This window comes from Nostoc sp. (assembly GCF_036917615.1).
In the GTDB taxonomy this organism is placed as follows: domain Bacteria; phylum Cyanobacteriota; class Cyanobacteriia; order Cyanobacteriales; family Nostocaceae; genus Nostoc.
Window position 1 is genome coordinate 243,051 of sequence record NZ_JBALCZ010000068.1, and the last position, 25,309, is coordinate 268,359.

Below are 25,309 nucleotides of genomic sequence, written 5' to 3' on the forward strand. Positions count from 1 at the left end.
GATAAAGTATCTGTAACTTTGATCAGACTGCCGCGATTATACCAACAACCTAAACGTCAGACTGATACGCCCCAATGTTTCTGGTTGCTTGAGAATTCCATGCTTCCAATGTTGCTGCGTCTTCTGAGGCATAAAAAGTAGAGAACCACTTTTGAGTAAGTAACTATATTTAATGCTTTTGTCTTGTTTATTCTGAAATGTAATTATTCTTTCAGCCCCTAACGAAATAATAGAGATACCAGTATTCTCCATGAGTTCATCAATTGAGTCGGAGTGAAATCCCATTGTTGAGTTACCATTTGTGTAATAATTGACTAAACAGTTGTTCGGTCGGAACCCAAAGTGTTTTTCAAGCTTATCAATAATAGGAAGTAACTCATCCAGCATCGGGCATGATTCGTAAGAAATGTTTGAGTAGTTATATGGGGAACCAAAGCTGGCTGTTTTTCGCGCCCGTATACGCTCATCCCAGTTAGTTATGGATATAAGACTATCAAATAGAGAATGACTATTCGGTAAAAATTCATCATTAATCAGTAAATCAGGCTCGTTCATTGCTCAAATAAAAATCTTATTACGGTTTAATCTTTTAAATCATCAATGTAAAATTATGCCGCAGTTATTTCCCATTCTATCCAGCCTGATGGTTTAATCAACAAGCCCTCGATTAAATATTCTGAATAATTTACACTAGGATATTTACCTAAGAATATTGCACGTTCTTGTGTTGGGCTATTTCGGCAAAAGATAAACTACCTCTATTTTTAACAACAGTATTGATTTAAATAATTATTTGGTCTGGCTAAATTTTTAAATTTTGAAACTTTGTAAACTGTGGATTAAACAAAAGTTTCGCAGTCCCTGTAGGCCCGTTGCGGTGTTTAGCTATAATTACTTCTGCAATGCCGCGATCGGGAGTATCTGGAGAGTAATATTCATCGCGGTACAACATTATTACCAAATCTGCGTCCTGTTCAATCGAGCCACTTTCACGCAAATCTGACAACATCGGACGCTTATTAGTACGCGCTTCCACCCCTCGACTCAACTGAGATAAAGCAATAACTGGTACAGATAATTCGCGTGCTAAACCTTTAAGTTGACGCGTAATTTTTGATAATTCTTGAACTCGATTATCGCCTGCTCCTTCCATCAATTGTAAGTAATCTATTACAATTAATCCTAATTCAGTTCCTATTTCAGCTTGCAGTCTTCTTGACTGACTACGCATTTGTGTAACTGTAATATTCGGCGTATCGTCAATATAAATTGGCATCTCCGAAAGGATACCAATAGCACGGCTTAAAGGTTCCCACTGTGTTTGGCTCAGGCGTCCAGTCCGCAGATAAGTACTTTCAATTTGCGCTTCGCTAGCTAATAGCCGTTGCGTCAGTTGCTCTTTTGACATTTCCAAGCTGAAAAAAGCAACTGGTAATTTATAAGAAGCGGCGATGTTATGAGCTAGGTTCAAGCAGAAGGCCGTTTTTCCCATTGATGGCCTACCCGCGACAATAATCAAATCAGAACGCTGAAAGCCGCTAGTCATGGCATCTAAATCGTAAAATCCGCACGGAATCCCAGGTAAGGCGATGCCTTGATTTCGATCCTCTATATCCTGGAAATTATTAATTAGAGTATCAGAAATATGAACTAAACCCGATTGGGGACGTTCTTGAGTAACACCGAAGACCTTCTGTTCTGCCTGATCTAAAACAGTTGGTAACTCGGTTTCTGTCTCATAACCAAGATGTACAATTTCATTGCCAGCTTTAATTAACTGTCGCCGCAGGTATTTTTCCATCACTAACCCTGCTAAGGCGTCGATGTTCACAGCTGACACTGTGCGGTCTACCAGAGTTGCTAACTTATTTCTGCCACCAATACGGGCAAGGATCTCATGGTCAGTCAGCCAACTTGTGACTGAGAGCAAGTCTGTGGGTTTACCTTGGGCGTGGAGCCTCACAGCTGCTTGATAAATATCTTTGTGAGCGCTAATGTAAAAAGCTTCTGGAAGGAGGCGATCGCTAACTCGACTAATCGCTTCAGGATCTAGCAAAATACCCCCCAAAATCGCTTCTTCCGCCTCAATATTTTGTGGTGGTAAGCGATCGCTACCATCACCTTGAAAACTCAGTTCTTCAGCCATAAACGATTTTAGTTTTGAGATGAAAGCTAGCCGGGAGTTAGGAGTTAGGAGTTAGGAGTTAAGAGTTGTTATTCACCTCTGCTTCCCCTGCTCCCTCATCTCCCCTGCTGCCCCTCCTGACTCCTTCTTTGGAGTTAGCTAGCGACGACTTGAATATCGACTTGTGCCGCTACTTCCGAATGCAGCTTGATTTCGGCTTGATAACTACCAAGGTGGTTAATATCGGGGATGGTAATGCCACGCCGATCAACTTCTTGACCGGTGGCTGCCTTAATTGCATCTGCAACATCTTGGGTGGTGATAGTACCGAAAATTGCTTCGTTTTCACCAACTGGCTTGGCAATTGTTAAGCTGCCAACTTTTTCTAAAGATTCTTTTTGCTCAAGAGCTTGTTGTCTTAGTTCTAATTGCCGTTGACGCTCTTGCTCGCGACGGCGTTCTACTTGCTTGAGAATACCAGGAGTGGCATGGGTTGCCAATTTCTGGGGAATCAGATAATTACGAGCATAGCCAGGAGCTACTTCCACTAAGTCGCCAGATTTTCCCAGCTTGCTGATATCCTGATTTAAAACTAACTGTACGCGTTTTGCCATCGTTTTTCCTGTAAAATCTGATTAATTTGGGTTTGGGTAAGATAGCTCACAATGTCAGTGCTGTATTCCAAGCTTCTTTGCCTATACCCTAAAGCTTACAGATCGTAGCGAAAGGAAGGGTGCGATCGCAACTATTAGCGCTAACAAATTGATGGGGATTGGGGAATGCCCCATGCCCCATACCCTATGCCCAATGCCTAAAAGTTATTTCTCATTTCCCGTATACGCGCAAAGGTTTGCACTGCATCGCTACTCTTAACAGTTAATTGTAATGAGCGCTGATCCCAACGTAAAAAGGGATTGGTTCGCTTCTCCACTCCCAGCAACGAGGGGATGGTAGCTTCTCCTCGACTACGGTAAGCCTTGACTTCATCGAAGCGCCTTTGTAAGTCGGCGTTGTCGCCATCCACAGTTAGGGCAAATTGCAGATTTTTTAAGGTGTATTCGTGGGCACACCAGACGCGTGTATCATCGGGTAGAGAGCGCAGTTTGCTTAAAGAGTCTAGCATTTGGGTCGGTGTTCCTTCAAACAAGCGACCGCAACCGCCAGAAAATAAGGTATCGCCACAAAATAAATCGCCTGTCTCACCAGTTTTTTCCGGGGGAAAGTAGTAAACGATGTGAGCGCGGGTATGTCCGGGAACGAAGACAACTTCAGCTATGCGGTTTGCAAACTGGACGCGATCGCCTTGTTGCAAAAACACCTGCTGTCCGGGAATTCTACCACGATCCTCCGCTCCTCCATAAACTATCAGTTGGGGAAATTCTTCTATTAACTGCTTATTACCACCCACATGATCGTTATGGTGGTGCGTGTTGAAAATTGCTACCAACTCAGCTTTTAATTCTGCCAGTTTTTTTAATACTGGTTGAGACTCCGCTGGATCAACAACAGCGGCGATATTTTGTTTATAGTCGTGTAACAAGAATATGTAGTTGTCTGAGAGTGCTTCCAGACGAATTACCTGCATTACCTCTGCCTCCCTTACAACATAAATGTTTGGTATCCAGTAGGAATCCTAAGCCTCAGCAAGTAACCAGGCTACCTGCATAAACTATATCAAGTATTTTTACTTTGTTCAGTACAAATGTAATGCGTTATTAACATATGATAATATACAACCGTAGTTATACGGTAACTATAGTGGAAAATAGCAAAAATTATCTGGATTTATCAGTGAATTTTCTCTGGAAATAACCGCAAATGCAAAGTTAGATTTATTTTGTTATTTCCTGTTATGGGGATACCAACAAATCGATTCAGTCATAGTGGATATTTACTTTCATCTGCTAGATTTAATATTATTTAAATCCTCCTATGTAGATTATTTTATATATTCAAGGTTGAGCAAATATTATCACTGTTCATTTTTATAGGTTTTATACATGTTAGTAATATCTGCAAAATCTGGACAACTAGGCAATAGATTATTTTTATTTGCTAATTTTATGGCATTTGCCAGTGAAAATAATTTCACAGTTCTCAACCCAGCATTTGAAGAGTATGCTGATTTTTTTAGCTCAACAGCTAAAGACTTTTTCTGTTGTTACCCTTCTACACCATTTTCAATTGCCGGCAACCAATTGCTACGTAAATACTACTATAATATCAGTCGTTATTTGGCTGAAAGCGGACGCTTTCACACAATTAACATTAAGCGTGATCAGCCTTTTAACTGGAGTAATTCAAACATCATAAAAGAGTTGAAATCAGGGTCTATCAACTTTTTTCAAGGATGGCTGTTTCGTGATGGTTGGTTTGTAGATGATATATCAAATCTACAAAAACATGGGGAAAAAATTCGTGCTTACTTTCAACCTTTAAAGAAGTATCAGTTAAATGTAGCAAAACTCATATCCAATATTCGTAGCCAGACTGATGTGATCATTGGAGTCCATATTCGTCATGGAGATTATCAGCAACATCAAAATGGTAGATTTTTTTATTTAGTTGAAGAGTATTTAAAGGTTATGGAATCAGCACAAACGCTATTTCCTAACAAAAAAGTGACATTTTTAATTTGCTCAAATCAGAAGCTAAATGAGGATTGTTTCCCAAATTTATCTTATCTTTATGGCAATAATCATATAATTGAGGATATGTATTCTTTAGCTGAATGTGATTATATTATTGGTCCTCCTAGTAGTTATAGTATGTGGGCATCATTTTACGGTGAGCGACCTCTTTATATGATTAGGGATGTGAATAAAACCTTAGAACTCGAAGATTTTGTTCACTTTTCCCAATGGCAAGGAATTTTTTACTATAACGAAGATTGGAGTAAAAGTCTCTGGGAATGGACACATTAAATTAGATTGACTGATTAGGATTAAAAATAATAATTATTTAAGTTATTTATGTCAATACCAACAAGAGGATTTATTACAATTTTAACCGGACTTTACCCTTTTCAAGATTGTATTCATTTTTTGGCGGCAATTAGAAAGTTTCATCAAGAGCCAATCATTATTTTAATTGACCAAGTTCCAACAGTACTCTATCCTTTTCTGAAGGCTTTCAAAAATGTAATTTTAAAGCCAGCGCCTGCAAGTGAAAATACTGTTTTAGCATCACGGCAAGCAAAACTGGCTCTATATACAGCCTCTGAGTTTGATAAAACGATTTACCTAGATTCAGATATTTGTTTACTTGCCGATATCAATGACGTATTTGAGTATTTGGATGAATATGATTTTCTGTTAACTGAAGATGTGCAACCTTCTATTCTGAAAGCTACAAATTTACTGCGTGGAAAACAAGAAGACCTTTTACCGAATGTTTTGCCAATTCTGCAATCTGTAGGTTTACCCTTACAAGCAGATAGCGTGCAATATAATGGCGGTTTTATGGCTTTTAGTAAAACAGAAGTAACCAAGGTATTTTTTGACGAATTTCAACGTTATTTTGAGATTGTCAAAAACAACCAAGATAAATTACTTTTAAAAGACCAAGGGGCTTTCGCTTCTGCGATCGCATCTGTACGCCCTCACATGAAAATCCTACCACCCACCTATAATTATCTCAGTAAGTGGCAGGATGCTTATAATATTCAGGATCAAATTAAAGTTCTTCACTGTACTTATCCTTATCGACCTCAATATGCTAAAAATATTAGTCGTTCCTTATATACAAGGGTTTTTGACAGATTCGCTAAAGTATTTTTACCGAATCAAGTTACAAATCCCTGGCGCAAGAAATGACATCTTTATTATGAAGATATGCACGGGACTTTTTCCTGGATCACACTCTGGCAAAATTTAAATATTTATTAATATTGAAATTGCGAATTTACAGGAGAAAATCTCAAAATTGAAAGTTTCATTAGTTGTTGGTGATCTATCTGGAGGCGGTAGTATTCGAGCATTTTTACTAGCTCAAGTACTGCAAAGCCTCAATTATCAAGTAGAGATTGTTGGTTTTATTTATGGTAAAGAACTGTATGCCATTCCTCCGTCTGGCATTTCAGTTGTTTCTCTTGCAGGTACAAATTATCCTGAATTTCTGATATCTGCTCGTCAACTCCTGGAAAAAATAGATGGAGATATTATTTATGCAGTAAAACCAAAGTCTACAAGTTTTGGCCTATCGCTACTGAAAAAATTTAGTGGTCGTCGTCCTTTAATTTTAGATATGGATGACTGGGAACTCAGTTGGCACGGAGGTGATGAGTGGAAATATCGTCCTAGTCTTAAGCAATTTTATCGCGACATTTTCAAGAAAAATGGGGCATTAAAATTTCCAGATCATCCACTGTATCTCAAGTGGATGGAGAACTTAGTGTCAAAAGCAGATGCAGTAACTATAGATACTGACTTTCTCCAAAAACGCTTCGGTGGGGTTTACGTACCTAATGGTAAAGATACCGCAATGTTTGACCCCCAGAACTATGATTCTGAGTCTAGCAGAACGTATTACGGTCTTTCTGAGTATCGAATTCTCATGTTTCCTGGGGCACCACGATCTCACAAGGGGGTTGAAGACATCCTAATGGCGCTCAATTTGTTGGATGAGCCAGATTTAAGATTAGTGATTGTGGGTGGTAGTCCTTACGATGATTATGACGATAAATTGATTCAAAAGTGGGGGCGTTGGATTATTAAGTTACCAAAGTGCCCTGTAGAATTAATGCCTAAAGTTGTAGCAGCTGCTCACATTATAGTTGTTCCCCAGCGAGATACTTTGACTGCTCGCGCTCAGTTTCCCCTGAAGTTGACAGATGGGATGGCAATGGCTAAACCTGTATTATCAACGCGCGTTGGAGATATTCCCCAAATTTTAGGTAATACTGGTTATTTGGTTGACCCTGCTTGTCCTGAACAACTTGCTGAACAAATTAAATTGATTTTTCATAATTTAGAGTTAGCAAACCAGCAAGGTATCAAGGCAAGAGAAAGATGTGTGAAACACTATAGCATAGAGGCTATGGCTTCTACGCTCAAGTCAGTAATTGCTCGGTTGTGAATATGGATTGGGCGTAGGGCATTGAAAAAGAGATTTTCATTTCCTCATTGTGCCAAACCGATTCTGGTATTGTATCTGAAAAAATATCTAGAAGCTGATGTTGTAGCGGTGTAACTATATTTTAAGGGAGTTGAGACATGAAAATTATTTAGTTTTATTTTTTTGATGATTAGCTTTCTTGGGCAAAGAATTTGTGAATAATATTAATAAGTGAAAGTGGCATAGAAATATACAATGTCTACCAGAAAACTACTACTAAGATTCGCTAAACCCTATCCAGGTTTGATTCTGCTAACAATATTGTTAGGATTTTCTGGAGCTTTATTTAATGGGATAAGCACAGCTTTAATTGTGCCAGTGGTTTTAAAAATTGTAGGGCAAGAAGTAGATTTAAGTACAGCCCCTCCTATCCTAAAAAGGTTGATATCTCCCTTTGATAATACTCCAGAAAATTACCGGATAGTAGTAATGGCTGGGGCGATTATCTTCACAATTGTTTTAAAGAACTTAGCTACTTATGCTAGCTCCTTAGCATCGAGTTCTTTAACCCGAAAGTTGACATCGGATATGCGCGAAACTGGGTTAAAGCTATTAATAGAAATTGATATAGATTATTATGCTAAAACGAAGGTTGGTGATTTAATCAACCGTCTGGGTGGAGAAATTGCCCGGGCTGCAAGTGCTATAGGTAGTATAGTCAAGATAGTTATCCTGGGAATCACAATTTTAGTTTTTGTGGGTTTATTGCTATCAATTTCTTGGCAATTGACAATTGCTGCTACGCTTTTACTGTCGTTGGTAACGTTAATAAATCAGTTTGCCATTTCCCGGTCTAAAAATTTTGGTAAGCAGCTTAGTGAGATGTCTAGAGCATATTCAATCTCTCTGCTGGAAACCCTGAACGGAATTCGGCTGGTAAAGGCAACGGGAAATGAAGAAAAAGAATATCAACGGATTAAAAAATTAATTCGCGATCGCGAGTTAGCAGATTATCAATCTCAGGTTAATTCAGAAGTGATTACACCTCTGAGTGAGGTGATGGGTATTACAGCTTTACTGCTGATTGTACTTTTGAGCAAAACCTTCTTTGCTAACCAGGTTTCTTCTCTTTCTACCGTACTCTTGACATATTTATTAGTGCTGCTGCGAGTACTACCATTAATTTCTCAGTTAAATAGTATTCGCAGCAACTTTGCCAGTACCGCCGCCAGTGTAGATATAACCAATGAGTTTTTAAGCCTGCACGATAAGCCGTTCATGAGTAAAGGTAAGCTTCCCTATACAAAATTAGAAAAGGGAGTATCTTTTAATTCTCTTTGCTTTGCCTACCCTGGTCATGAAAAGTTGGTACTCAAAGATGTGAATTTATATTTGCCGCGTGGCACAACCTTAGCGTTGGTAGGCAGTTCTGGTGCTGGTAAATCCACTATGGCAGACCTTTTACCCAGATTCTATGACCCGATCGCTGGCAGTATTACCATTGACGGCACCGATTTGCGGGAGTTCGATGTTATATCCCTGCGAAAGCGAATGGGAATTGTTAGTCAAGACACCTTTCTTTTTAATGACTCGGTGCGAAATAACATCGCCTATGGGCGACAAGAAGCTACTGAGGATGAAATTATTACAGCGGCCAAGCGGGCAAATGCCTATGAGTTTATTAGGAAATTGCCTCAGGAACTTGACAGCTTGATTGGCGATCGCGGCGTTATGTTATCTGGTGGACAAAGGCAAAGATTAGCGATCGCCCGCGCCCTCCTCCAAAATCCAGAGATTCTAATTTTAGATGAAGCCACCAGCGCTTTAGATACTGTTTCTGAACGCTTAGTACAAGCTGCACTTGATGATTTGAGTCGCGATCGCACCACCCTTGTAATTGCTCACCGTCTTTCCACAGTTCAAAAAGCCGATCAAATTGCCGTATTAGATCAAGGACAGGTAGTAGAGGTGGGAACCCATCAAGAACTTTTACAAAAGGGTGGTTACTACTCACGTTTGTACTCAATGCAATTTGCCGAACGTCCTGAAACTGCTACCAAACACAATCAAAGCTTGCTCCGCATCTCTCACGAAATTCGGACGCAGTTGAACTCGATGATTGGATTCCTGCATTTATTACTTAATGATCTGGTAGACGATTCCCAAGATCGGCACGAATTAATTGAAAACTCTTACAAATCAGCCTGGAGAATTATTAATACCATTGATGTTTTTGAAGATGTGATTAACTTACAAATCAAGGGGCAAATTCTCTCAATTTCTGATCCAAACCAAAATGTTATCAGTAACCATTATCAAACCTTTAATCATATTGCCGTTGAGTTTCGGACTTCTCTTAACCTCATACTTAGCTCTCTTCGCTCTCTAGCTGATAATTTGATATACACCACAGAAGAACAAAATGGATTAATTACTGAAAGTTATGAATCTGCTAGATATCTACTCGATAATTTAGAAAAGTTTGAGAACAGTATTAATATCTAAAGTTATGAAAAATACTACTTTAAAAAAACACTATATTTTTTTCATTGGTGAAGAGTTACCCCAGCCAAAGGCTCACCTCGTGCAGTCTACAAATGCAGCTAACGCCGCCGCTAACTTGGGGTATTCAACAGTTTTGGTATACCCTGACAAAGGAGCAAAAGCTATTAATCTAGCTAATCTAGCTCGTCCTTTTCAACCGAGACAAACACCAATAGAACTTATTAAATATTACAACCTCCATGACAAGTTAAAAATTGCTCCCTTAGCAATGCCTTGGCCGATTGACCATTTTCGGAGCAAATTCACTGACTCTAATACCATTGTGAGCAAGTATTATTTACCATTTCACATACTTCCAACTACCAAACTTGTCCACAGTCGCAACTGGAATTTTGTCAAAGCTGCCATCAAAAATGGCGTTCCCGCAATTTATGAACACCACCATCACGAAGACAAGCCATTTGAACCAGAAATTGTCACAAATCCGCTGTTGCAAATTGCTGTCACGGTTGTAGACACCATTCGCGAAAGCATGATTAAAAATGGTATGCCACCAGAAAAAGTGATTAAGCTGCACAATGGTTTTAATCGCTTGTTTATGCAAAGACAACCAGAGAAAGCGGCAGAATGGCGTCAAAAACTATTGCAAGAAAGCCAAAAATTGGTAGTTTATGCGGGAGCGTTACAGCAATTTAAAGGTATTGATGTATTAATTGATGTGGCTAATGAAATGCCTAATGTGCAATTTGCCTGTGCAGGTGGTAAGCCAGCAGAAGTCGAATATTATCAGCAATTGGTAAAAGAAAAACAGGTTCATAATATTAAATTTTTAGGCTATGTCTTGCATAATGAGTTAGCATCTTTGCTACAAGCAGCCGATGTTTTAGCTCACCCTCATTGTTCGGGAAAAGCGGCAACTTTCACATCTCCCTTAAAGTTATTTGACTACTTTGCCTCTGGGACTCCCATTGTAGCGACGAAAATTCCATCATTAGTTGAATTTCAAGATACTCAGTTCATTACTGCTTGGTGTGAGCCAGATAACCCCAGAAAATTTGCCGAAAGTCTGAAGCGGGTTTTAGAAACTCATCCCAGAAAAGTAGAAGGTTATCCAGATAAGATCGAGTTTATCAAGCAATTTTCTTGGGAAAATCGAGCGGCAAAAATCCTTAGTTATGTTGATGAATCTCTGCTGCCCCAACTTATTTTGTAAGTAAAAATAAATGGGTAAGATTAGGGAAAATAACTCATGACAAATAATAACTGACTAATAACTAAAATGACTATTAAAACTGTAGGTATGATTAGCAGCTATCGAGGCTTAGAAACCAGAGCCGATTGGCTATGGCAACAAACCCCGAATCAATTTGGAGTTTGGGGCAATATGCAAATGCAGGCACTGGCAGCAAAACCAGATTTTATGCTGATGTATCAATTTGATTTTCCCCAAGCATCACTACAAAAATCTTGGTTAGGTAACTTACGTAAACGCCAGCAAAAATCAGTAGTAAATGTTGATTCTCTATTGCGTGGTGTCAACAAAGAGCGGGTTATTTATTTACTAAGAGAACCGCCTTTAAATGAAATTGTAGAAATAAATAATCATAATTATCAACAAGCTAAAAAGTATTCCGACTACATTTCTGGCCCCGATGATTTTGCCCCAACTCCCGACTATATGCCTGCTATTTGGTATCACTCAAATTCATTTCAAGATTTAAATGAAATGCCACCGCCCCAAAAAGTTGCCCCATGTAGTTGGATTACTTCAGGAATTAGCCGCACAGTTAATCATCGCCAGCGTTTGGACTTTTTACAATCCCTACAATTTAGTGATATTAAATTTGATTTGTATGGGCGTAACTTACCACAATGGGCGAAAAAGTCGGGAGAACTGGGTAATAAGTGGTATGGTATGGCACCATACTATTACAATCTGTCAATTGAAAACTATACTGACAATAATTGGTATGTGAGTGAGAAACTTTGGGATAGTTTACTTGCCTGGTGTCTGCCAATTTATTATGGTGGCCGGGCTGCTGATAAATTATTGCCACCGGGTAGTTTTTTAAGATTGCCCAGTTTAGATGAAAAAGGCATTGCTTACATCAAAGAAGTGACAGCTACACCTGATGCTTGGTATGCTGCTAAAGATGCGATCGCAGAAGCACGTCAAATCATCTTACACAAATTAAACCTGCTTAACTGGTTGTCAAATTTTGTTAATCAACACTCATAAATTATGAATGGTATTTGTACCCTTGGCAATGATTATGTTTTCGATCAACTGGTGGCTTTGCTCAACAGTATCGATGTTATATTGGGGCCAGAAACTCCTGTTTGTATCTATCCTTTCGATGATCAGACACAGCGAATTGCTGACGAAATAGCTAAACGTCCTAATGTATTTCTTTACGATAATCAAGAATCAATTAACCGCTGGGATCAATTTATGCTAGAGGCCAGTCCTGCTAGTATGAACAAAAATAAATACAGAATTTATGGTGGTCATCGACGATTTTGTGCATTTGATGGGCCCTTTGATCGATTTGTTTATTTGGATGCTGATACTCTAGTGATGAATTCACTAGATTTGATTTTTCAGAAATTAGATGAATACAACTGTATTGTCTACGATTTTCAGTTTAAACATCCAGATAAAGTTTATAAAATTAATTCAGTTAAACTACTACAAGTTTTTGATGAAAATCGTATCAAAACAGAAATATTTTGTTCCGGATTTTTCGCTTCTAAAAAAGCTCTGTTTGAACCAGATAAATTAGTGAAACTATTATCTTATTTGAAAGCAGGTGAGAGAGAAATACTTTATCCAACAGGAGACCAACCAGTTATTAACTATATGTTTATGAGGTCTGATATTCCAGTTTATAACTTTGCCCATCATTTACCAAATCATCAAATTACAGGCAACTCTGTTACCTCTGAACATTTTGAAGAAAAAGATAAAATTCTTTATGACAAAGGCAATCGACTAACTTATCTCCATTACATTGGTATTCCTCCTAATATCAATCAAGCAGTCTGTGCTGGAGAAAATATTGAGTTTCCCTATCGAGATTTATTTCTCTATTATCGTTACCTACACGAACCAGAGAAGCGTCCAGTGTTTAAAAATTCTCCTAAGAATTATCATGACGCTCCAGCACCAAATTTACTTACAAGAGCTTTGCGAAAACTTAAGTTAATTAACCAAGGATAATTTATGAGCAGGGGAATTTATATTGTTGCTAATGACCGTGTTATCGATAATGCGATCGCTTTACTTAATAGCATTCGTTACTATGACCCAGAAGTTACCGTTTATCTCATACCTTTTAATGAAAATTATCAGAAAGTAGCAGAACAGCTTGCTACCTTACACAATGTCCAAATTTTTCCAGATTTAGAACTTATTGATACATTTACCAAACGCATTGGAGAAATTTTTGATCGAGATTTTCTCGCCTTACCCAACAAAATGCGTAAACTGGTAGCGTGGTTTGGCCCTTTAGATGAATTTATTTATATAGATACGGATATTGTCGTTTTTGAAAAAATTGCTGAGAATTTAGACAAACTTTCAGAAGTCGATTTCTTCTGTTGTGATTACCATCATGCCAATGACAAGCTGCGAAATATCTTTTCCCCATTTGTGAAAGATCAGCAAATTTTTTCCGATGCCCAACTTCAAGACGTTTTCAACAGTGGCTTTTGGGCTTCGAGAAAAGGAGTTATTACCGAACAACAAATGGATGAAGTTTTGCGTGAGTGTACAATGCATCGCGAATATTTTGATTTTTCCGAAGGAGTTACAGACCAACCAATTTTAAATTATCTTGTGCTCAAACTAATTGCCAAACGTGGTAATCTCGTCAAAATTCCTGGGGGAGGGCCTGGTAGTTGGGCAGGTTCGCAAAATTTTCAACAGCAAGACTACGCCCTCTATGACCGAGGACAACGATTAAAATATCTCCACTGGGCTGGTACAGGGATTAAAACTGGTAGTCCCTATTGGCAATTATGGGAACACTATCGCTATCTTCATGAGGGTAAATTCGCTTTCATCCCCAAACTGACTCGCCGTTTATTTCCCTTTGTTGCTGCCCGTACTTAATATTAGGAGTATCCCAATGATTGATGGCATTTACATCCTAGCGAATGATGTTGTCTATGACCAACTAGTTGCTTTACTTAATAGCATAGAAACTAATGCTAGTAGACAAATTCCTATTTGTATACTTCCATATAATGAGCGATTAAACAAGGTAAAAGCAGAGATTGCATCTAGAGATAATGTCACTTTATTTGAAAACTCTGATTCTATAGCTTACTGGGATAAGTTTGCTACTCAAGTATGGAAAAATTACCCAAGAGCGCAAAGAACTTGGCGAAAATGGGGCTTTCCAGAACTGTATGAGCTACCAATGCACCGCAAATTTTGTGCTATCGATGGCCCCTTTGATAGATTTATTTATTTTGATGCAGATACCTTGTTAATGGGGCCCCTAGATTATGTATATGAAAAATTAGATACCTATGATTGGGTAGTCAATGATTTTCAATATAAATCTGACTTAAAATTTATTTTTGATGGTTCACCAGAGCAGATGCAGCAAATTTTCAACTCAGAAAACTTGCAGTCTCAAGTATTTTGTGCTGGTTGGTTTGCCACTAAGAAAAATATTTTTTCTCCAGGGATAAGAGCAGACTTAATCGACAAATTGACATCAGGTGAGGCAGATGTCATGGCTTTTTTAGCGCCTGACCAATCTTTATTTAACTACATGGTGTTGAGAAGTGGAATTTCCTATTACAACTTTGCTTTTCATGATTGCGAACAGGGAACTGGTAATCACTGGAGTTCTCAATTTGATGTGGTAGATAATATCCTATACGACCAAGGGCGGAGGTTGACATATTTACACTATATGAGCATAAGTTCATCAAGCTTTACTAAACTTTGTACTGGTGAAGATGTTAGTTTTCCCTACCGAGACTTGTTTTTGCATTATCGTTATTTAAAATCGTCAGCAGATAGACCTCAAAACTTTAAGCGTCCCACTTTGCTCACACGGTTACAAAATACTACTAAAAGTTTCCTGAATCAAAGAGCTAATAATATTAAGCTTAACTATCGTAACTTCAAGGATAGAATTACTAAATAATTGAGTAAAAATTAACTTAAAACTTTTTTATTCAATTAGCTACTATGTGAATCATCTCAACATAGCTTGACAGCAATTTATCCCTGCTAAAACGCTCATAAATAGGGAAGCTAACACGAAAGTATCTGCAATTTTATAGTAGTTTGCAACTTCATGAGAGGCTACGGTTCGCCTTTGAAAATTTTCAGCACCCAATAAGCTGTTACCCAGTTTAATAATTTCGCATGAACTTCCATTCTGTTGGGCTAGCAGCAAAAGATAAGGACATGGTTCAGTAGCAACTTCACGAATTAAATAATCCATGCGCTTATGGATTTTGATGATATGACCTACAGAAAGAATTAAATGTGTTTTGTTTTCTCAGGTAGTCCTAGCTTATACCCGAAATTTGGGCTTCTAACCTGGATTTAAAAGTCAAGTTCTGATGCTTAACTAAAGGTTCAAGCATAACAGGTACGGAAGAGTCGAAATAGCTTGCATCTACTGATTAGCGGTAATAAAAAGCAAAGTTACTCAAAGTTGCAAGTCTTAAACGCAATGAACGATAGTAATAACCTACAGTTCTATCTAGTCTAAGTGACAACTTTTTGATAATTGAACGTTTGGGGTATTCAATTGCTTCATGGTCTTGAAAATATTTTAAAGATTCTTCTGGATTTGATTGCCCTTTTTTAATTTTTTCTCGTTGTACCCAATCCTTGAAATAAACAATATCCTCCATAGTATCCCATCTAACTGATAATCCTGCTTTCGCAGCAGCATGATGCCATTGCATAACCTATAGCACAACTAAAACCGTTTAACTCACAGTAAAGTGCAATGGTCACTTGACCTAAACGGTCGTCATTTAAATGTTCTAGGCATATCCCTTCCCCTAGCATCTGTTCTGTCGCTTTGCCTACAAAAAATTTCTCACGCCAGGTATAGTGGAGCACTTACGAACCTAAGCCTGTTGAAAATCATTGCTTTAACTACTTGACCTGCACTAATGATTTCTTGGGGATGAGTTCCCAGCAGACGGTTGATTTGTTCCACTAGCTTCATCTGATCACAGATGCCTGCGACTATGCCTTACTTGGTCAATATCTTGTACTCTGATATCTAATGGTGAAGCTGTCATGCTCCAAAAATACAATGTTTTGCGATCGCCTACGGCGGGCGGGTACGCCATCACACCTGCAGAATGTGGGTTAAATAGTTTTTAGTTTTTACTTGCTGACTGGTTCTCAGCAAAATACCCAAGGAATGTAGCTTTTGGGAGGATAGCAGCTGCGCCTTCTTTGGATAACTCTCTTAAAATGCCGATCGCTACATTTAATAAACGATCCGGTTTTAAGTCATCTTTAACCAGGTTCCACAGGCGTTGGACATCTTCGCTGAGAGCAAGCACCATCTGTCGCCGCAGAAACTTACCTTCTTGGGACATTAAATATTAGAGACCCATCTGGGCTGTGGGCAATACATCAAAGTTGTCATCACTACGAGCGATCGCAATCAAATTCTCTAACCGCTGCCACTGGAATTTACCATCTTTGAACAACACATTCAATAATCGTCGCCGTAATTCCGGCGATTCCCCTGTCAGCAAGCGCCGTGCTATATAGGGATAACCCACTTCAACAATTTTGCAATTCGGGTTGAGGCTAAGGGCAATACCTTCCTGAGTCACCAAAGAACGAATAATCAAAGCAAACTTCGCCGGGACTCGGAAAGGATATTCGTACATCAGTTCCGAGAACTCATCGGTAATAGTTTTGAAGTTAAAATCTTTGACACTTTTGCCAATAGCGTTTCCCAGCACCGCTTCTAATGCTGGTAGACAAATTCCTGTTTGTGTAATTCCATATAATGAGCGGTTAGACAAGGTAAAGGCAGAGGTTGCAGCTAGAGATAATGTCACCTTATTTGAAGACTATCGCTTAGTATGCTTAACCATTAATACTTAATTTTTTTCTCCTTAAATTGATTTCATCCTTTTATACCTTTCACCCCAATTTTGATTTTTTGTTCCTGAATGCCTGAAAACACCTATTTTATCGTAGACTAAGATAGCGATCGCCTATTCCATCTGAATCCGTCAAACCCCTTCACAGTAAGCATTTACGTTTTGCGGATAAGTCTAATTAGCTACCATGTGAATCATCTCAACATAGCTTGACAACAATTTATCCCAGCTAAAACGCTCATAAATGAAGTGATGACGCTGATAAAATTTAGATTTATCTCCATTTTCGGATAGTACTTGACTAATTAAATCTGTCAAACTTCCTTTGTGTATAAAATCGCCAAAATACCCTTCTTTTTCAAAGGTGTAATGGGTGACGCCATAATCATGAACTATACAGGGTAAGCCGTATGACATTGCCTCTAAGAACACCCTTGCTAGTCCTTCGTTGAGGGAAGCTAACACGAAAGCATCTGCAATTTTATAGTAGTTTGAAACTTCATGAGAGGCTACGGTTCTGCCTTGAAAATTTTCAGCACCCAATAAGCTGTTACCCAGTTCAATAATTTCGGGTGAACTTCCATCCTGTTGGCCTAGCAGCAAAAGGTAAGGACGTGGTTCAGGTAAACTAGCAACTTCACGAATTAAATAATCCATGCGCTTATGGCTTTTGCTGATATGACCTACGGAAAGAATTAAAGGTGTTTTCTCAGGTAGTCCTAGTTTATTTCTTAAAGCCTCTTTTTCATCAGGCAAAAGTATTTGTAAGTCAGCAGACATTTCCGTCCCGTAAGTAACTAGAGTTTGTTTTTGAGCAGGTATCCCTGCTTTTAAACAATTCTGAAGATGCTGAGGAGCAACTTGTTGTATGAAGTCACAGTTGGCAAAAATGGGAGAGTTTGGTCGGAGTGGCCCACCATTACAAAAGAGTAATTTATAGCTTTGTTTGCTAAAACGCCGCCAATCCGCGAGGTAATTACCAATGTCGTTGTCACTAAAGTAAATTACATCTGGTTTCTCTTTTTGGATGTGTGGTATGAGACTGAAAAAAAAGGATATTTCCTCTACCAAATAGGCACTACTTTTAGTGTACTTAGCTATCCTACAGGCTGTTATAGTATGACGGGGTAAATTCCACAAAGGAATTTCTTTTGCTTTTGCTTTTCCACCACCTTTAAAAAGGATTACATCTAGAGAAGGTTCTTTTGATAGTGCCTGAAATGCTTGTTCAGCAAAAGATTCATATCCACGCATAACGTGACCAAGACCTGTGCATATCAAAAAGACTTTAAGTTTCATGATTTTAATCTTTAGTTACAAATAATAAGTTTCAAAAAATAGATGTATAACTTATATAGCAATCCTAAATCATTTGTAAGAGAGCAAAAGGCTGAAAAGTTTATAAATACGTACTTTTAATCTCCGTATTTTGTCACGATTCAATTCGGATTGCTATAGCACTTTTCGGTTGTGGTACAATAAACCCGGATAAGTGAAAGGGCCTAGTAATTAGGGCTAGGGGCTAGATTAGTGTGTTCCATCCACATGAAAACTGCTGTAATTATTTCAAAGCAGAAATACCTTGCATCTGCTGATTAGCGGTAATAAAAATTAAAGTTACTCAAAGCTACCAGTCTTAAAGACAACGAACGATAGTAATAGCCGATAAATTTATCTAGTTTACGTACCAGCTTTTGGAAAATTGAATTTTGGCGGTACTCAATCGCTTCATGCTGTTGAAAATATATCAGCGTTTCATCTAGATTTGCTTGTCCATTTTTGATTTTATGGCGTTCTACCCAATCCTTAAAATAAACAATACCGTCCATAGCATCCCATCGAACTGGTAATCCAGCCTTAGCAGCAGCTAATCCTATTGCATAACCCTCAGCACCATAAAAACCATTTAACTCACAGTAAAGTGCAATGGTTTCCCAATGCTTGATAAATTCGATTTCACGTCCATCTTGGCTTCTAACTACAAATAACATTTCCATCACAAACTGGATATTAGTATCTTTTAAATCCAAGTCTAGCTTTTGTGCTATCTTGCTCAGAATGGTTAAATGTCTAGCTCTATTTGCTTTGTAAGCATCATTTACGGAATTAATATATTCTTGATTGTGTTTCACAATACTGGTACAACTTCTTGCTGTTATGCCAGCAAGCCATTTTATGTCTGGTTGTAACTTATCTAATATTCTGATATCTGCATCGACAAATATACAAGTATTAAACAGTGATATTGCTTTGGCAATTACAAACCTTTTATCGTGGTAACAACCAATGCTCTGTTGTTCATGTTTAAAAGCTAAAACATTAGGATATTTTTTAAATTCTTGTGGCTTATCTGTTAATATAATTAAGTATATTCCCGGCGAATGTTTTTCAATATCTTGAGCTAACAGTAAAGCATGAGAGCGATATCTTTTACCCAAAGCTAAACTACAAAAACAAACGTCTGATTTTTCTTGGTTCATAAGATTTTATTTTTTAAGTAAAATTTGACTGAAACTAACATCAAAAATACGTTTAAAGACAGCAAAATTATACAGCTTGTTCCGATTTCAATCAAACACTATATTTACATATATAATGCGGGTACTGACTACTGTAATAATACCTATTTTTATCCAATTACTAAATCCCATCCAAGCCCTAACAGATATGAAGAGGTGATTAATGGCATCTCTACAAAGCCTTGACAAATCCTCATACCATAAATCTAAATGCTCACCATCGCTGGTAAGCATTTAGGTTGATTTGTATATTAGTAAAGTGTCCTAGATATCAATACAGTTCAGTTAATCAGAACTTAACCATATTGTTTGAAATCTATGACATAGAATCTAAATCTAAAGATTGCATACCTTCACGTTCTATAAAGGTCATCATACTTCCCAACTGCAACCAAACTAATAAACAAGTAAACAGACTAATTGGAAGACCGACTCCTAAAGCCAAGGATGAGGGAAAGCCAAATATTTCTAAGCCTGAAGACAGAAATAGACAAGTACCGCCAGTTATGCCGATAAATGGTACAAGTAATTGTTTCAGTGAGGAACGCGGTTTAGTATTTTCTGTACGCTCGCTTGGCCATTTCTGCACAATTACTTTTAAAGTGCCTGATAATGCCAAACCAGATGTTAATGCTGTTAGAAAGCCAACAAGTAACAGAAAATAAGGCGGTTGCACAGGAAAATAGTACATGAAAACTCCTAATTTATATTAAAGATTTTTTACTTTTTATTTGTTGACTGGTTCTCAGCAAAAGACCCAAGGAATGTAGCTTTTGGGAGGATAGCAGCTGCGCCTTCTCTGGATAACTCTGTTAAAATGCCGATCGCTACATTTAATAAACGATCCGGTTTTAAGTCATCTTTAACTAGGTTCCACAAGCGTTGGACATCTTCGGTGTGGAGGCGGTCATCTTCGGTGAGAGCAAGCACCAGCTGTCGCCGCAGAAACTTACCTTCTTGGGACATTAAATATTGGAAACCCATCTGGGCTGTGGGCAATACATCAAAGTTGTCATCACTACGAGCGATCGCAATTAAATTCTCTAACCGCTGCCACTGGAATTTACCATCTTTGAACAACACATTCAATAATCGTCGCCGTAATTCCGGCGATTCCCCTGTCAGCAAGCGCCGTGCTATATAGGGATAACCCACTTCAACAATTTTAAAATTCGGGTTGAGGCTAAGGGCAATACCTTCCTGAGTCACCAAGGAACGAATAATCAAAGCAAACTTCGCCGGGACTCGGAAAGGATATTCGTACATCAGTTCCGAGAATTCATCGGTAATAGTTTTGAAGTTAAAATCCTTGACATTTTTGCCAATAGCGTTTCCCAGCACCGCTTCTAATGCTGGCACAATCGGGCAAATATTCGTGTCTGGAGTCAGAAATCCCAATTTTACAAAATCTTCGGCTAAGTCGGTGTAGTCTTTATTCACCAAATGCACTAGCGCATCTACCAGTGCTTCTTTGGAGCTTTCCTCCAACTGATCCATCATGCCGAAGTCAATGTAAGCCATACGTCCATCAGGCACAGCAAACAAATTGCCGGGATGAGGGTCAGCATGGAAGAAACCATGTTCTAAAAGCTGTTGCAATCCTGAGGTAACGCCAATTTGGATGATCGCCTCTGGGTCTAAACCTGCTTCGCGGATGCGTTTAGTATCTGTCAGCTTGAAGCCGTCAATCCATTCCAGGGTTAAAACATGGGTATTGGTATAACGCCAGTAAATACTTGGAACTTTAACTTGCGGGTCGTTGCGGAAGTTACTAGCAAAATGTTCGGCGTTGCGGCCTTCATTAATATAGTCAATTTCTTCAAATAGCTTCGTGCCAAACTCGTCCACAATTAAAGTTAGGTCGTGACCGAGATTTAAAGGTAACCAAGGAGCTAGCCAACCTGCTGCCCAACGCATCAGATATAGGTCGCGTGTGATTACCGGGTGTAAGTTGGGGCGTTGCACCTTCACTGCGACTTCTTCGCCGCTGACCAGACGACCACGGTATACTTGACCCAAGCTAGCAGCAGCTACTGGGTTAGGTGACAGTTCGCTAAAGCTTTCATGAATTGGACAGTCTAGCTCAGTTTCGATAATCTGGTAAGCGATCGCATTATCGAAAGGTGGTAACTGGTCTTGTAACTTGATCAGTTCTTCTAAGAAATCTTTGCGTATCAGGTCAGGCCTGGTGGAGAGGGCTTGACCAACTTTAATAAAAGTTGGACCGAGGCGGGTGAGCAGTTCTCGCAACTGGATAGCTCGTTTACCCTTGTTCTGCTCAACTTTATCTTGCCATTCGTCCCACTTAAGACTGAATATGAATCCTGCAAAAGAGAAGATAATTCTCAGTAGCCGCCCCCACGCTAGCCAGGGACGGTAACTATAGTAGCGAGCGATCGCATCTGGATTATAGAGTTTTAGTTGAGCAGGTTGATACTGACCCACGCCTTTTTTTGCCTCTTCAACTGAAAAATTTACAATGATTGTTTTTCTCCTGACCCACAAGTTAGTTGCAAGTTCAGGATAGCGGTAGTCTTTTACCTAAAACAACTAGAACTTTACCCTTTAGGGGTACTGTTCGAGGCGATTTTAGCCGATGTTACCGCCTAAGATTTGTTTATCTTTTTCTTAATTATACTTTATAAAACTACAAATACTTATCCAAATTTTAGATGGTTTTATCTTTTATTAAGCATTGTTTATAAAAATATAAATACTTACCTATATATGCAAATTTGAATAAACTATGATAGTTAAGTAACTTTATTTACTAACAGTTACATGGAGCAGTAGTACTATTACTGTCTTGGATTTAATCATTTTAAATTCAGACTGTCTTAGCCACCCGTTTAGCTTTGCCTGAATACTTCTGCGATGATAGTTTTCTAAAACACTCGTTCATAATGAAGTTGATAAAACAGCACCACAGTTAACTTAGAACTTAGTGCCAGCAGATTTCAGCGGAGGTTGCATTTGATTAGTTAGAGGATGTTTTAAAAGTCCTATTGTCGGTATCAAAACGTTCTAGATCCTCCTAAAACCCCCGATCAATTGGGGGACTTTGATTCCGGTTCCCCCCTTTTGAAGGGAGGTTAGGGGGGATCAATAAGTGCCTAAAATCACAGCCAAACACTTTTAAAACATCCTCTTAGACATACCCTCAATGAACCGGGCTTTCAGCTACTGCGATAAATTTGGTAAGTGGTAGTGGTTTTGCCACAATTACCAATTACCAATTAGCTACTTTTAATTATCATCATGTAGTGCTATTTAGATTTGGCCTCCAAGTTTTCTAAACGGCTTCTCAATTCCTGGTTTTGTTGTTTGAGTTGGTCGAAATCTTCACGCAATTGACGCAGGGTTTTTTCTGAACCAATATTCTTTTGCACCTTGGAAATTTCTTCTTCAGCATAGCGACGTACACGCCCATCGGCTGTTTGTTCAGCTAGCGATCGCAAAATCCTGACTGCTTTGGGTGTTTCCATTTGTCCTAATGCTGCGGCTACCGCTACTTGCGTTAAAAAGAAGGTTTCTTTGGCTAGTTCTGTTAATTTTTCTAAAATCCGTTCCAAATTAACCGGACTTTGACCTACAGAAATCTTTCCTAAAGCGCGAATTGTGGCTAAACGTAGGGGTTGTGGTATACCGAGTTTGGTGTATTCAAGCAGCAGATTTAAAGCTGCTTCCGAGGTTTTGAATTCAGCTAAACCGACGATTGCACCACTCCGCACAACTTCATTCCAACCCGCCTTTTCTTCTAAAACGGATTTTAGCAGCTTTAATGCCTTGTCTTCTTTGGGTTTTTCTTCCAAGTTTGCAGATGCGATCGCCCCGATTACACGAGAAGCTGTTGCTTCAACGTAGTAGCTGGGATCGCCTTTTTGCAACAGCCCTCTCACGACTTTATAGCTTTCAGCAGTTTTGATTTGAGCAAGTGCTTCCACTACAGATCGTCGCACGTAGGCATTTTTATCTTTTAACCCAAGAACTAAGCCATCAAAGGCTTGGTCTAAATTAATTTGGGCTAATTGTTTAGCCAATTCCACACGTACACCCCACAATGGGTCATTTTTTAGCGCCGCAGACAGTGCTTTCGTTGCTTCTAACCCACCTTTTTTTGCCAAAGCTTCCGCTGCATAGATGCGCGAAATCGGGTTGGAATCAAATTCTAACTGTGCTTTTAACTCTGGTAATGGATACTCCAAAGTTACTGTTTTCAGGTAATTATTCCCCACATCAAAACTGATAAATTCGGGCTTATTTTCTAGTGGAAAGTAGAAGCTTTGTTCACGTTCATTCACCCGTACAGTGAAAGTAGTCAGTGCGGATAATGAAGGGTTGAGTTTGGCAGATGAATCCTGCTGTACATAGCCAAAACCAATAGGTATTTTTAGATCAAACAAATCTTTACTGCCATTTTTACCTTCAGCAGCTTGGGTTTGAGTTACGGTAATTTTTGCCAAATTAGCATCCCCATCCCAAGAGTAAGCTACTCTAAAATCGGGATGACCACCACGATAAACGTATTGGTCAAAGAGGAACAAAAGATTACGTCCGGTTGCTTTTTCAATCGCCCTGAGTAAGTCAACTGTCTCTACGGTTTTGTGGGCATTATCTTCGATAAATGTTTGAATTGCCTGCCAAAACAATTCATCTCCCAATTGGGCCCGAATCATGTGATAAACACAAGACCCTTTTTCGTAGATGTGGCGATCGTAAAGTTCAATAGCTTCCCGGTAAACATGTGTTACCATTGGACGACGGTAGCGGCTACTATCTTCACTAATGTAACGACGAGCTTCCAATAAACGATAGTAAGCTGCTTCTTGAAGACTATATTCCTGTTCTGTCCACATCACCTCAGAATAGGAAGCCATCCCTTCCTTAATCCAAGCATGAGACCAATGCTTAATCACCACCAAATCACCAAACCACTGGTGCGCCAGTTCGTGGACAACTAAACTTTCTGTGTTGCGGTTATCTAAGGCGGCGCGTTCATCCAGCAAGCATCTATCTGTTAACAGGGTTGTGGAGGTGTTTTCCATCCCACCAAAGATGAAGTCATCGACGCAAACCTGGGCGTATTTTGGGAAAGCATAGGGATAACCATACTTTTGGCTCAAAAATTCGATCATGCGCGGAGTTTTGCCCATGCTGCGTTTAGCATCTTCCTCCCGTCCCTTTTCTACGTAGTAGGTGACTGCTTTCCCGTTCCACTCATCCCGAATTTCGGCAAAGTCACCGACTGCCAAAGTCATTAAGTAGGTAGGATGGACTTGTTGCTGTGACCAATGGTAGATTTTGTAATCACCATCTTCTGTGGTGTCAATCAGTTCGCCGTTGGAAATCGCCACCAGAGGGTTGGGGACGCGGACGCGAATTTCTGAAGTAGACAGTTGTCCTGGATAATCAAAGCAGGGGAACCAAAAGCGAGAGTCTTCGTCTTCCCCCTGAGTCCAAACTTGGGTGGGCTTGTTTGGGTAGTGTTTATCTGGTTGAATAAAGTAAATACCGCGTTGCGGTTTTGCCACCGAGTAGGCGATCGCAATTAGCAAGCGTTTACCAATCTGGGTCGCCTCAGAAAGTTGGATGGAAAGCTGTTCCCCATCGTAGTCAAAATTCTGTGACACCTCGTCCACCTGCACAGACTCGATATTCAAGTTGACAGCATCTAAAGTCAAACGGTCAATGCCATTACGGATTGGCAAGAGGCGAATGCTACAACTGCCCTGATAGCTTTGCTTGGGGATATCCAAGCTGAGATCGAGAAAAATATGCTCTACCTGTCCGGGGCGATCAGGGTTGTAGTGTGGTCTTGCTCCCGGTAACTCAAAAGGTTTGTGTCCGTTATTATCTGTATCAAAATAAGACTTCGACATTGATCCTTACTGACCTTGTAATCCTGAAAAGTCTGGCTTGGCTGGTGGATGTAGTTAAGCAAAATAGCGGTGTCTGTATTTCCCAAATCAATAAGGCAATATGGGGGTGAGAACTC

The 25,309-nt window shown here is 39.2% G+C and carries 20 protein-coding genes and 2 pseudogenes; 9 read left to right on the forward strand and 13 right to left on the reverse strand.

Features of this window, described 5'->3' with window-relative positions; all coding sequences use genetic code 11:
* Positions 1 to 36: 36 nt before the first annotated feature.
* The 4 genes from V7K85_RS24530 to gloB all read right to left on the reverse strand — a co-directional run bounded on the left by V7K85_RS24530 (position 37) and on the right by gloB (position 3,710).
* Positions 37 to 555 carry an alpha-ketoglutarate-dependent dioxygenase AlkB family protein gene (locus tag V7K85_RS24530; RefSeq protein WP_334817395.1) on the reverse strand — a complete coding sequence of 173 codons (519 nt, stop codon included), beginning with the start codon at positions 553 to 555 and terminating at the stop codon, positions 37 to 39.
* 247 nt (positions 556 to 802) lie between these two features.
* The gene (gene dnaB / locus V7K85_RS24535; protein WP_334817397.1) at positions 803 to 2,146 is read right to left on the reverse strand and encodes a replicative DNA helicase; all 1,344 of its coding nucleotides are present in this window, start codon (positions 2,144 to 2,146) and stop codon (positions 803 to 805) included.
* A 134-nt stretch (positions 2,147 to 2,280) separates the two neighbouring features.
* On the reverse strand, positions 2,281 to 2,739 hold the full coding sequence (gene rplI / locus V7K85_RS24540; RefSeq protein ID WP_334817399.1) for a 50S ribosomal protein L9: 459 nt from the start codon (positions 2,737 to 2,739) through the stop codon (positions 2,281 to 2,283).
* A gap of 197 nt (positions 2,740 to 2,936) precedes the next feature.
* Positions 2,937 to 3,710 (reverse strand): hydroxyacylglutathione hydrolase, encoded by a 774-nt coding sequence (gloB, locus tag V7K85_RS24545; RefSeq protein WP_334817401.1) that lies wholly within the window; start codon positions 3,708 to 3,710, stop codon positions 2,937 to 2,939.
* Positions 3,711 to 4,125: 415 nt separating this feature from the next.
* On the opposite strand from gloB, the gene V7K85_RS24550 reads away from it, so the two are divergent.
* From V7K85_RS24550 to V7K85_RS24590, 9 genes are all read left to right on the forward strand, one after another.
* Positions 4,126 to 5,049 carry an alpha-1,2-fucosyltransferase gene (locus tag V7K85_RS24550; RefSeq protein WP_334817403.1) on the forward strand — a complete coding sequence of 308 codons (924 nt, stop codon included), beginning with the start codon at positions 4,126 to 4,128 and terminating at the stop codon, positions 5,047 to 5,049.
* Positions 5,050 to 5,097: 48 nt separating this feature from the next.
* On the forward strand, positions 5,098 to 5,940 hold the full coding sequence (locus V7K85_RS24555; protein ID WP_334817405.1) for a hypothetical protein: 843 nt from the start codon (positions 5,098 to 5,100) through the stop codon (positions 5,938 to 5,940).
* Between the two features lie 109 nt (positions 5,941 to 6,049).
* Positions 6,050 to 7,201, forward strand: a complete 1,152-nt coding sequence (locus tag V7K85_RS24560; RefSeq protein ID WP_334817407.1) for a glycosyltransferase family 4 protein — start codon at positions 6,050 to 6,052, stop codon at positions 7,199 to 7,201.
* A gap of 234 nt (positions 7,202 to 7,435) precedes the next feature.
* The gene (locus V7K85_RS24565; RefSeq protein WP_334817409.1) at positions 7,436 to 9,685 is read left to right on the forward strand and encodes an ATP-binding cassette domain-containing protein; all 2,250 of its coding nucleotides are present in this window, start codon (positions 7,436 to 7,438) and stop codon (positions 9,683 to 9,685) included.
* 4 nt (positions 9,686 to 9,689) lie between these two features.
* A complete protein-coding gene (locus V7K85_RS24570) occupies positions 9,690 to 10,898 on the forward strand; it encodes a glycosyltransferase family 4 protein (RefSeq protein ID WP_334817411.1) in 1,209 nt (402 codons plus the stop codon).
* A 66-nt stretch (positions 10,899 to 10,964) separates the two neighbouring features.
* The gene (locus V7K85_RS24575) at positions 10,965 to 11,924 is read left to right on the forward strand and encodes a glycosyltransferase family 10 domain-containing protein (RefSeq protein ID WP_334817413.1); all 960 of its coding nucleotides are present in this window, start codon (positions 10,965 to 10,967) and stop codon (positions 11,922 to 11,924) included.
* A 3-nt stretch (positions 11,925 to 11,927) separates the two neighbouring features.
* Complete coding sequence (locus tag V7K85_RS24580) at positions 11,928 to 12,905, forward strand: Npun_R2821/Npun_R2822 family protein (protein ID WP_334817415.1); 978 nt, start codon at positions 11,928 to 11,930, stop codon at positions 12,903 to 12,905.
* Positions 12,906 to 12,908: 3 nt separating this feature from the next.
* Positions 12,909 to 13,799 carry an Npun_R2821/Npun_R2822 family protein gene (locus tag V7K85_RS24585; protein ID WP_334817417.1) on the forward strand — a complete coding sequence of 297 codons (891 nt, stop codon included), beginning with the start codon at positions 12,909 to 12,911 and terminating at the stop codon, positions 13,797 to 13,799.
* A gap of 16 nt (positions 13,800 to 13,815) precedes the next feature.
* Positions 13,816 to 14,850 (forward strand): Npun_R2821/Npun_R2822 family protein, encoded by a 1,035-nt coding sequence (locus tag V7K85_RS24590; protein ID WP_334817418.1) that lies wholly within the window; start codon positions 13,816 to 13,818, stop codon positions 14,848 to 14,850.
* A gap of 51 nt (positions 14,851 to 14,901) precedes the next feature.
* Here V7K85_RS24590 and V7K85_RS24595 read toward each other — a convergent pair whose 3' ends face one another.
* The 9 genes and pseudogenes from V7K85_RS24595 to V7K85_RS24635 form a co-directional block, all read right to left on the reverse strand.
* Positions 14,902 to 15,153, reverse strand: a complete 252-nt coding sequence (locus V7K85_RS24595; RefSeq protein WP_334817420.1) for a hypothetical protein — start codon at positions 15,151 to 15,153, stop codon at positions 14,902 to 14,904.
* Positions 15,154 to 15,337: 184 nt separating this feature from the next.
* Positions 15,338 to 15,625, reverse strand: a complete 288-nt coding sequence (locus V7K85_RS24600; protein ID WP_334817478.1) for a hypothetical protein — start codon at positions 15,623 to 15,625, stop codon at positions 15,338 to 15,340.
* Positions 15,626 to 15,659: 34 nt separating this feature from the next.
* A pseudogene (locus tag V7K85_RS24605) lies at positions 15,660 to 15,970 on the reverse strand (DUF4277 domain-containing protein); the annotation flags it as partial.
* A gap of 81 nt (positions 15,971 to 16,051) precedes the next feature.
* A pseudogene (locus V7K85_RS24610) lies at positions 16,052 to 16,669 on the reverse strand (AarF/ABC1/UbiB kinase family protein); the annotation flags it as partial.
* 300 nt (positions 16,670 to 16,969) lie between these two features.
* Complete coding sequence (locus V7K85_RS24615; protein ID WP_334817422.1) at positions 16,970 to 18,094, reverse strand: glycosyltransferase family 4 protein; 1,125 nt, start codon at positions 18,092 to 18,094, stop codon at positions 16,970 to 16,972.
* Positions 18,095 to 18,390: 296 nt separating this feature from the next.
* Positions 18,391 to 19,275 (reverse strand): hypothetical protein, encoded by an 885-nt coding sequence (locus V7K85_RS24620; RefSeq protein ID WP_334817424.1) that lies wholly within the window; start codon positions 19,273 to 19,275, stop codon positions 18,391 to 18,393.
* Between the two features lie 355 nt (positions 19,276 to 19,630).
* The gene (locus tag V7K85_RS24625) at positions 19,631 to 20,005 is read right to left on the reverse strand and encodes a hypothetical protein (protein ID WP_334817426.1); all 375 of its coding nucleotides are present in this window, start codon (positions 20,003 to 20,005) and stop codon (positions 19,631 to 19,633) included.
* A 29-nt stretch (positions 20,006 to 20,034) separates the two neighbouring features.
* Positions 20,035 to 21,759 carry an ABC1 kinase family protein gene (locus tag V7K85_RS24630; RefSeq protein WP_334817428.1) on the reverse strand — a complete coding sequence of 575 codons (1,725 nt, stop codon included), beginning with the start codon at positions 21,757 to 21,759 and terminating at the stop codon, positions 20,035 to 20,037.
* A gap of 821 nt (positions 21,760 to 22,580) precedes the next feature.
* Positions 22,581 to 25,193 (reverse strand): M1 family metallopeptidase, encoded by a 2,613-nt coding sequence (locus tag V7K85_RS24635; protein WP_334817430.1) that lies wholly within the window; start codon positions 25,191 to 25,193, stop codon positions 22,581 to 22,583.
* Positions 25,194 to 25,309 lie beyond the last annotated feature (116 nt).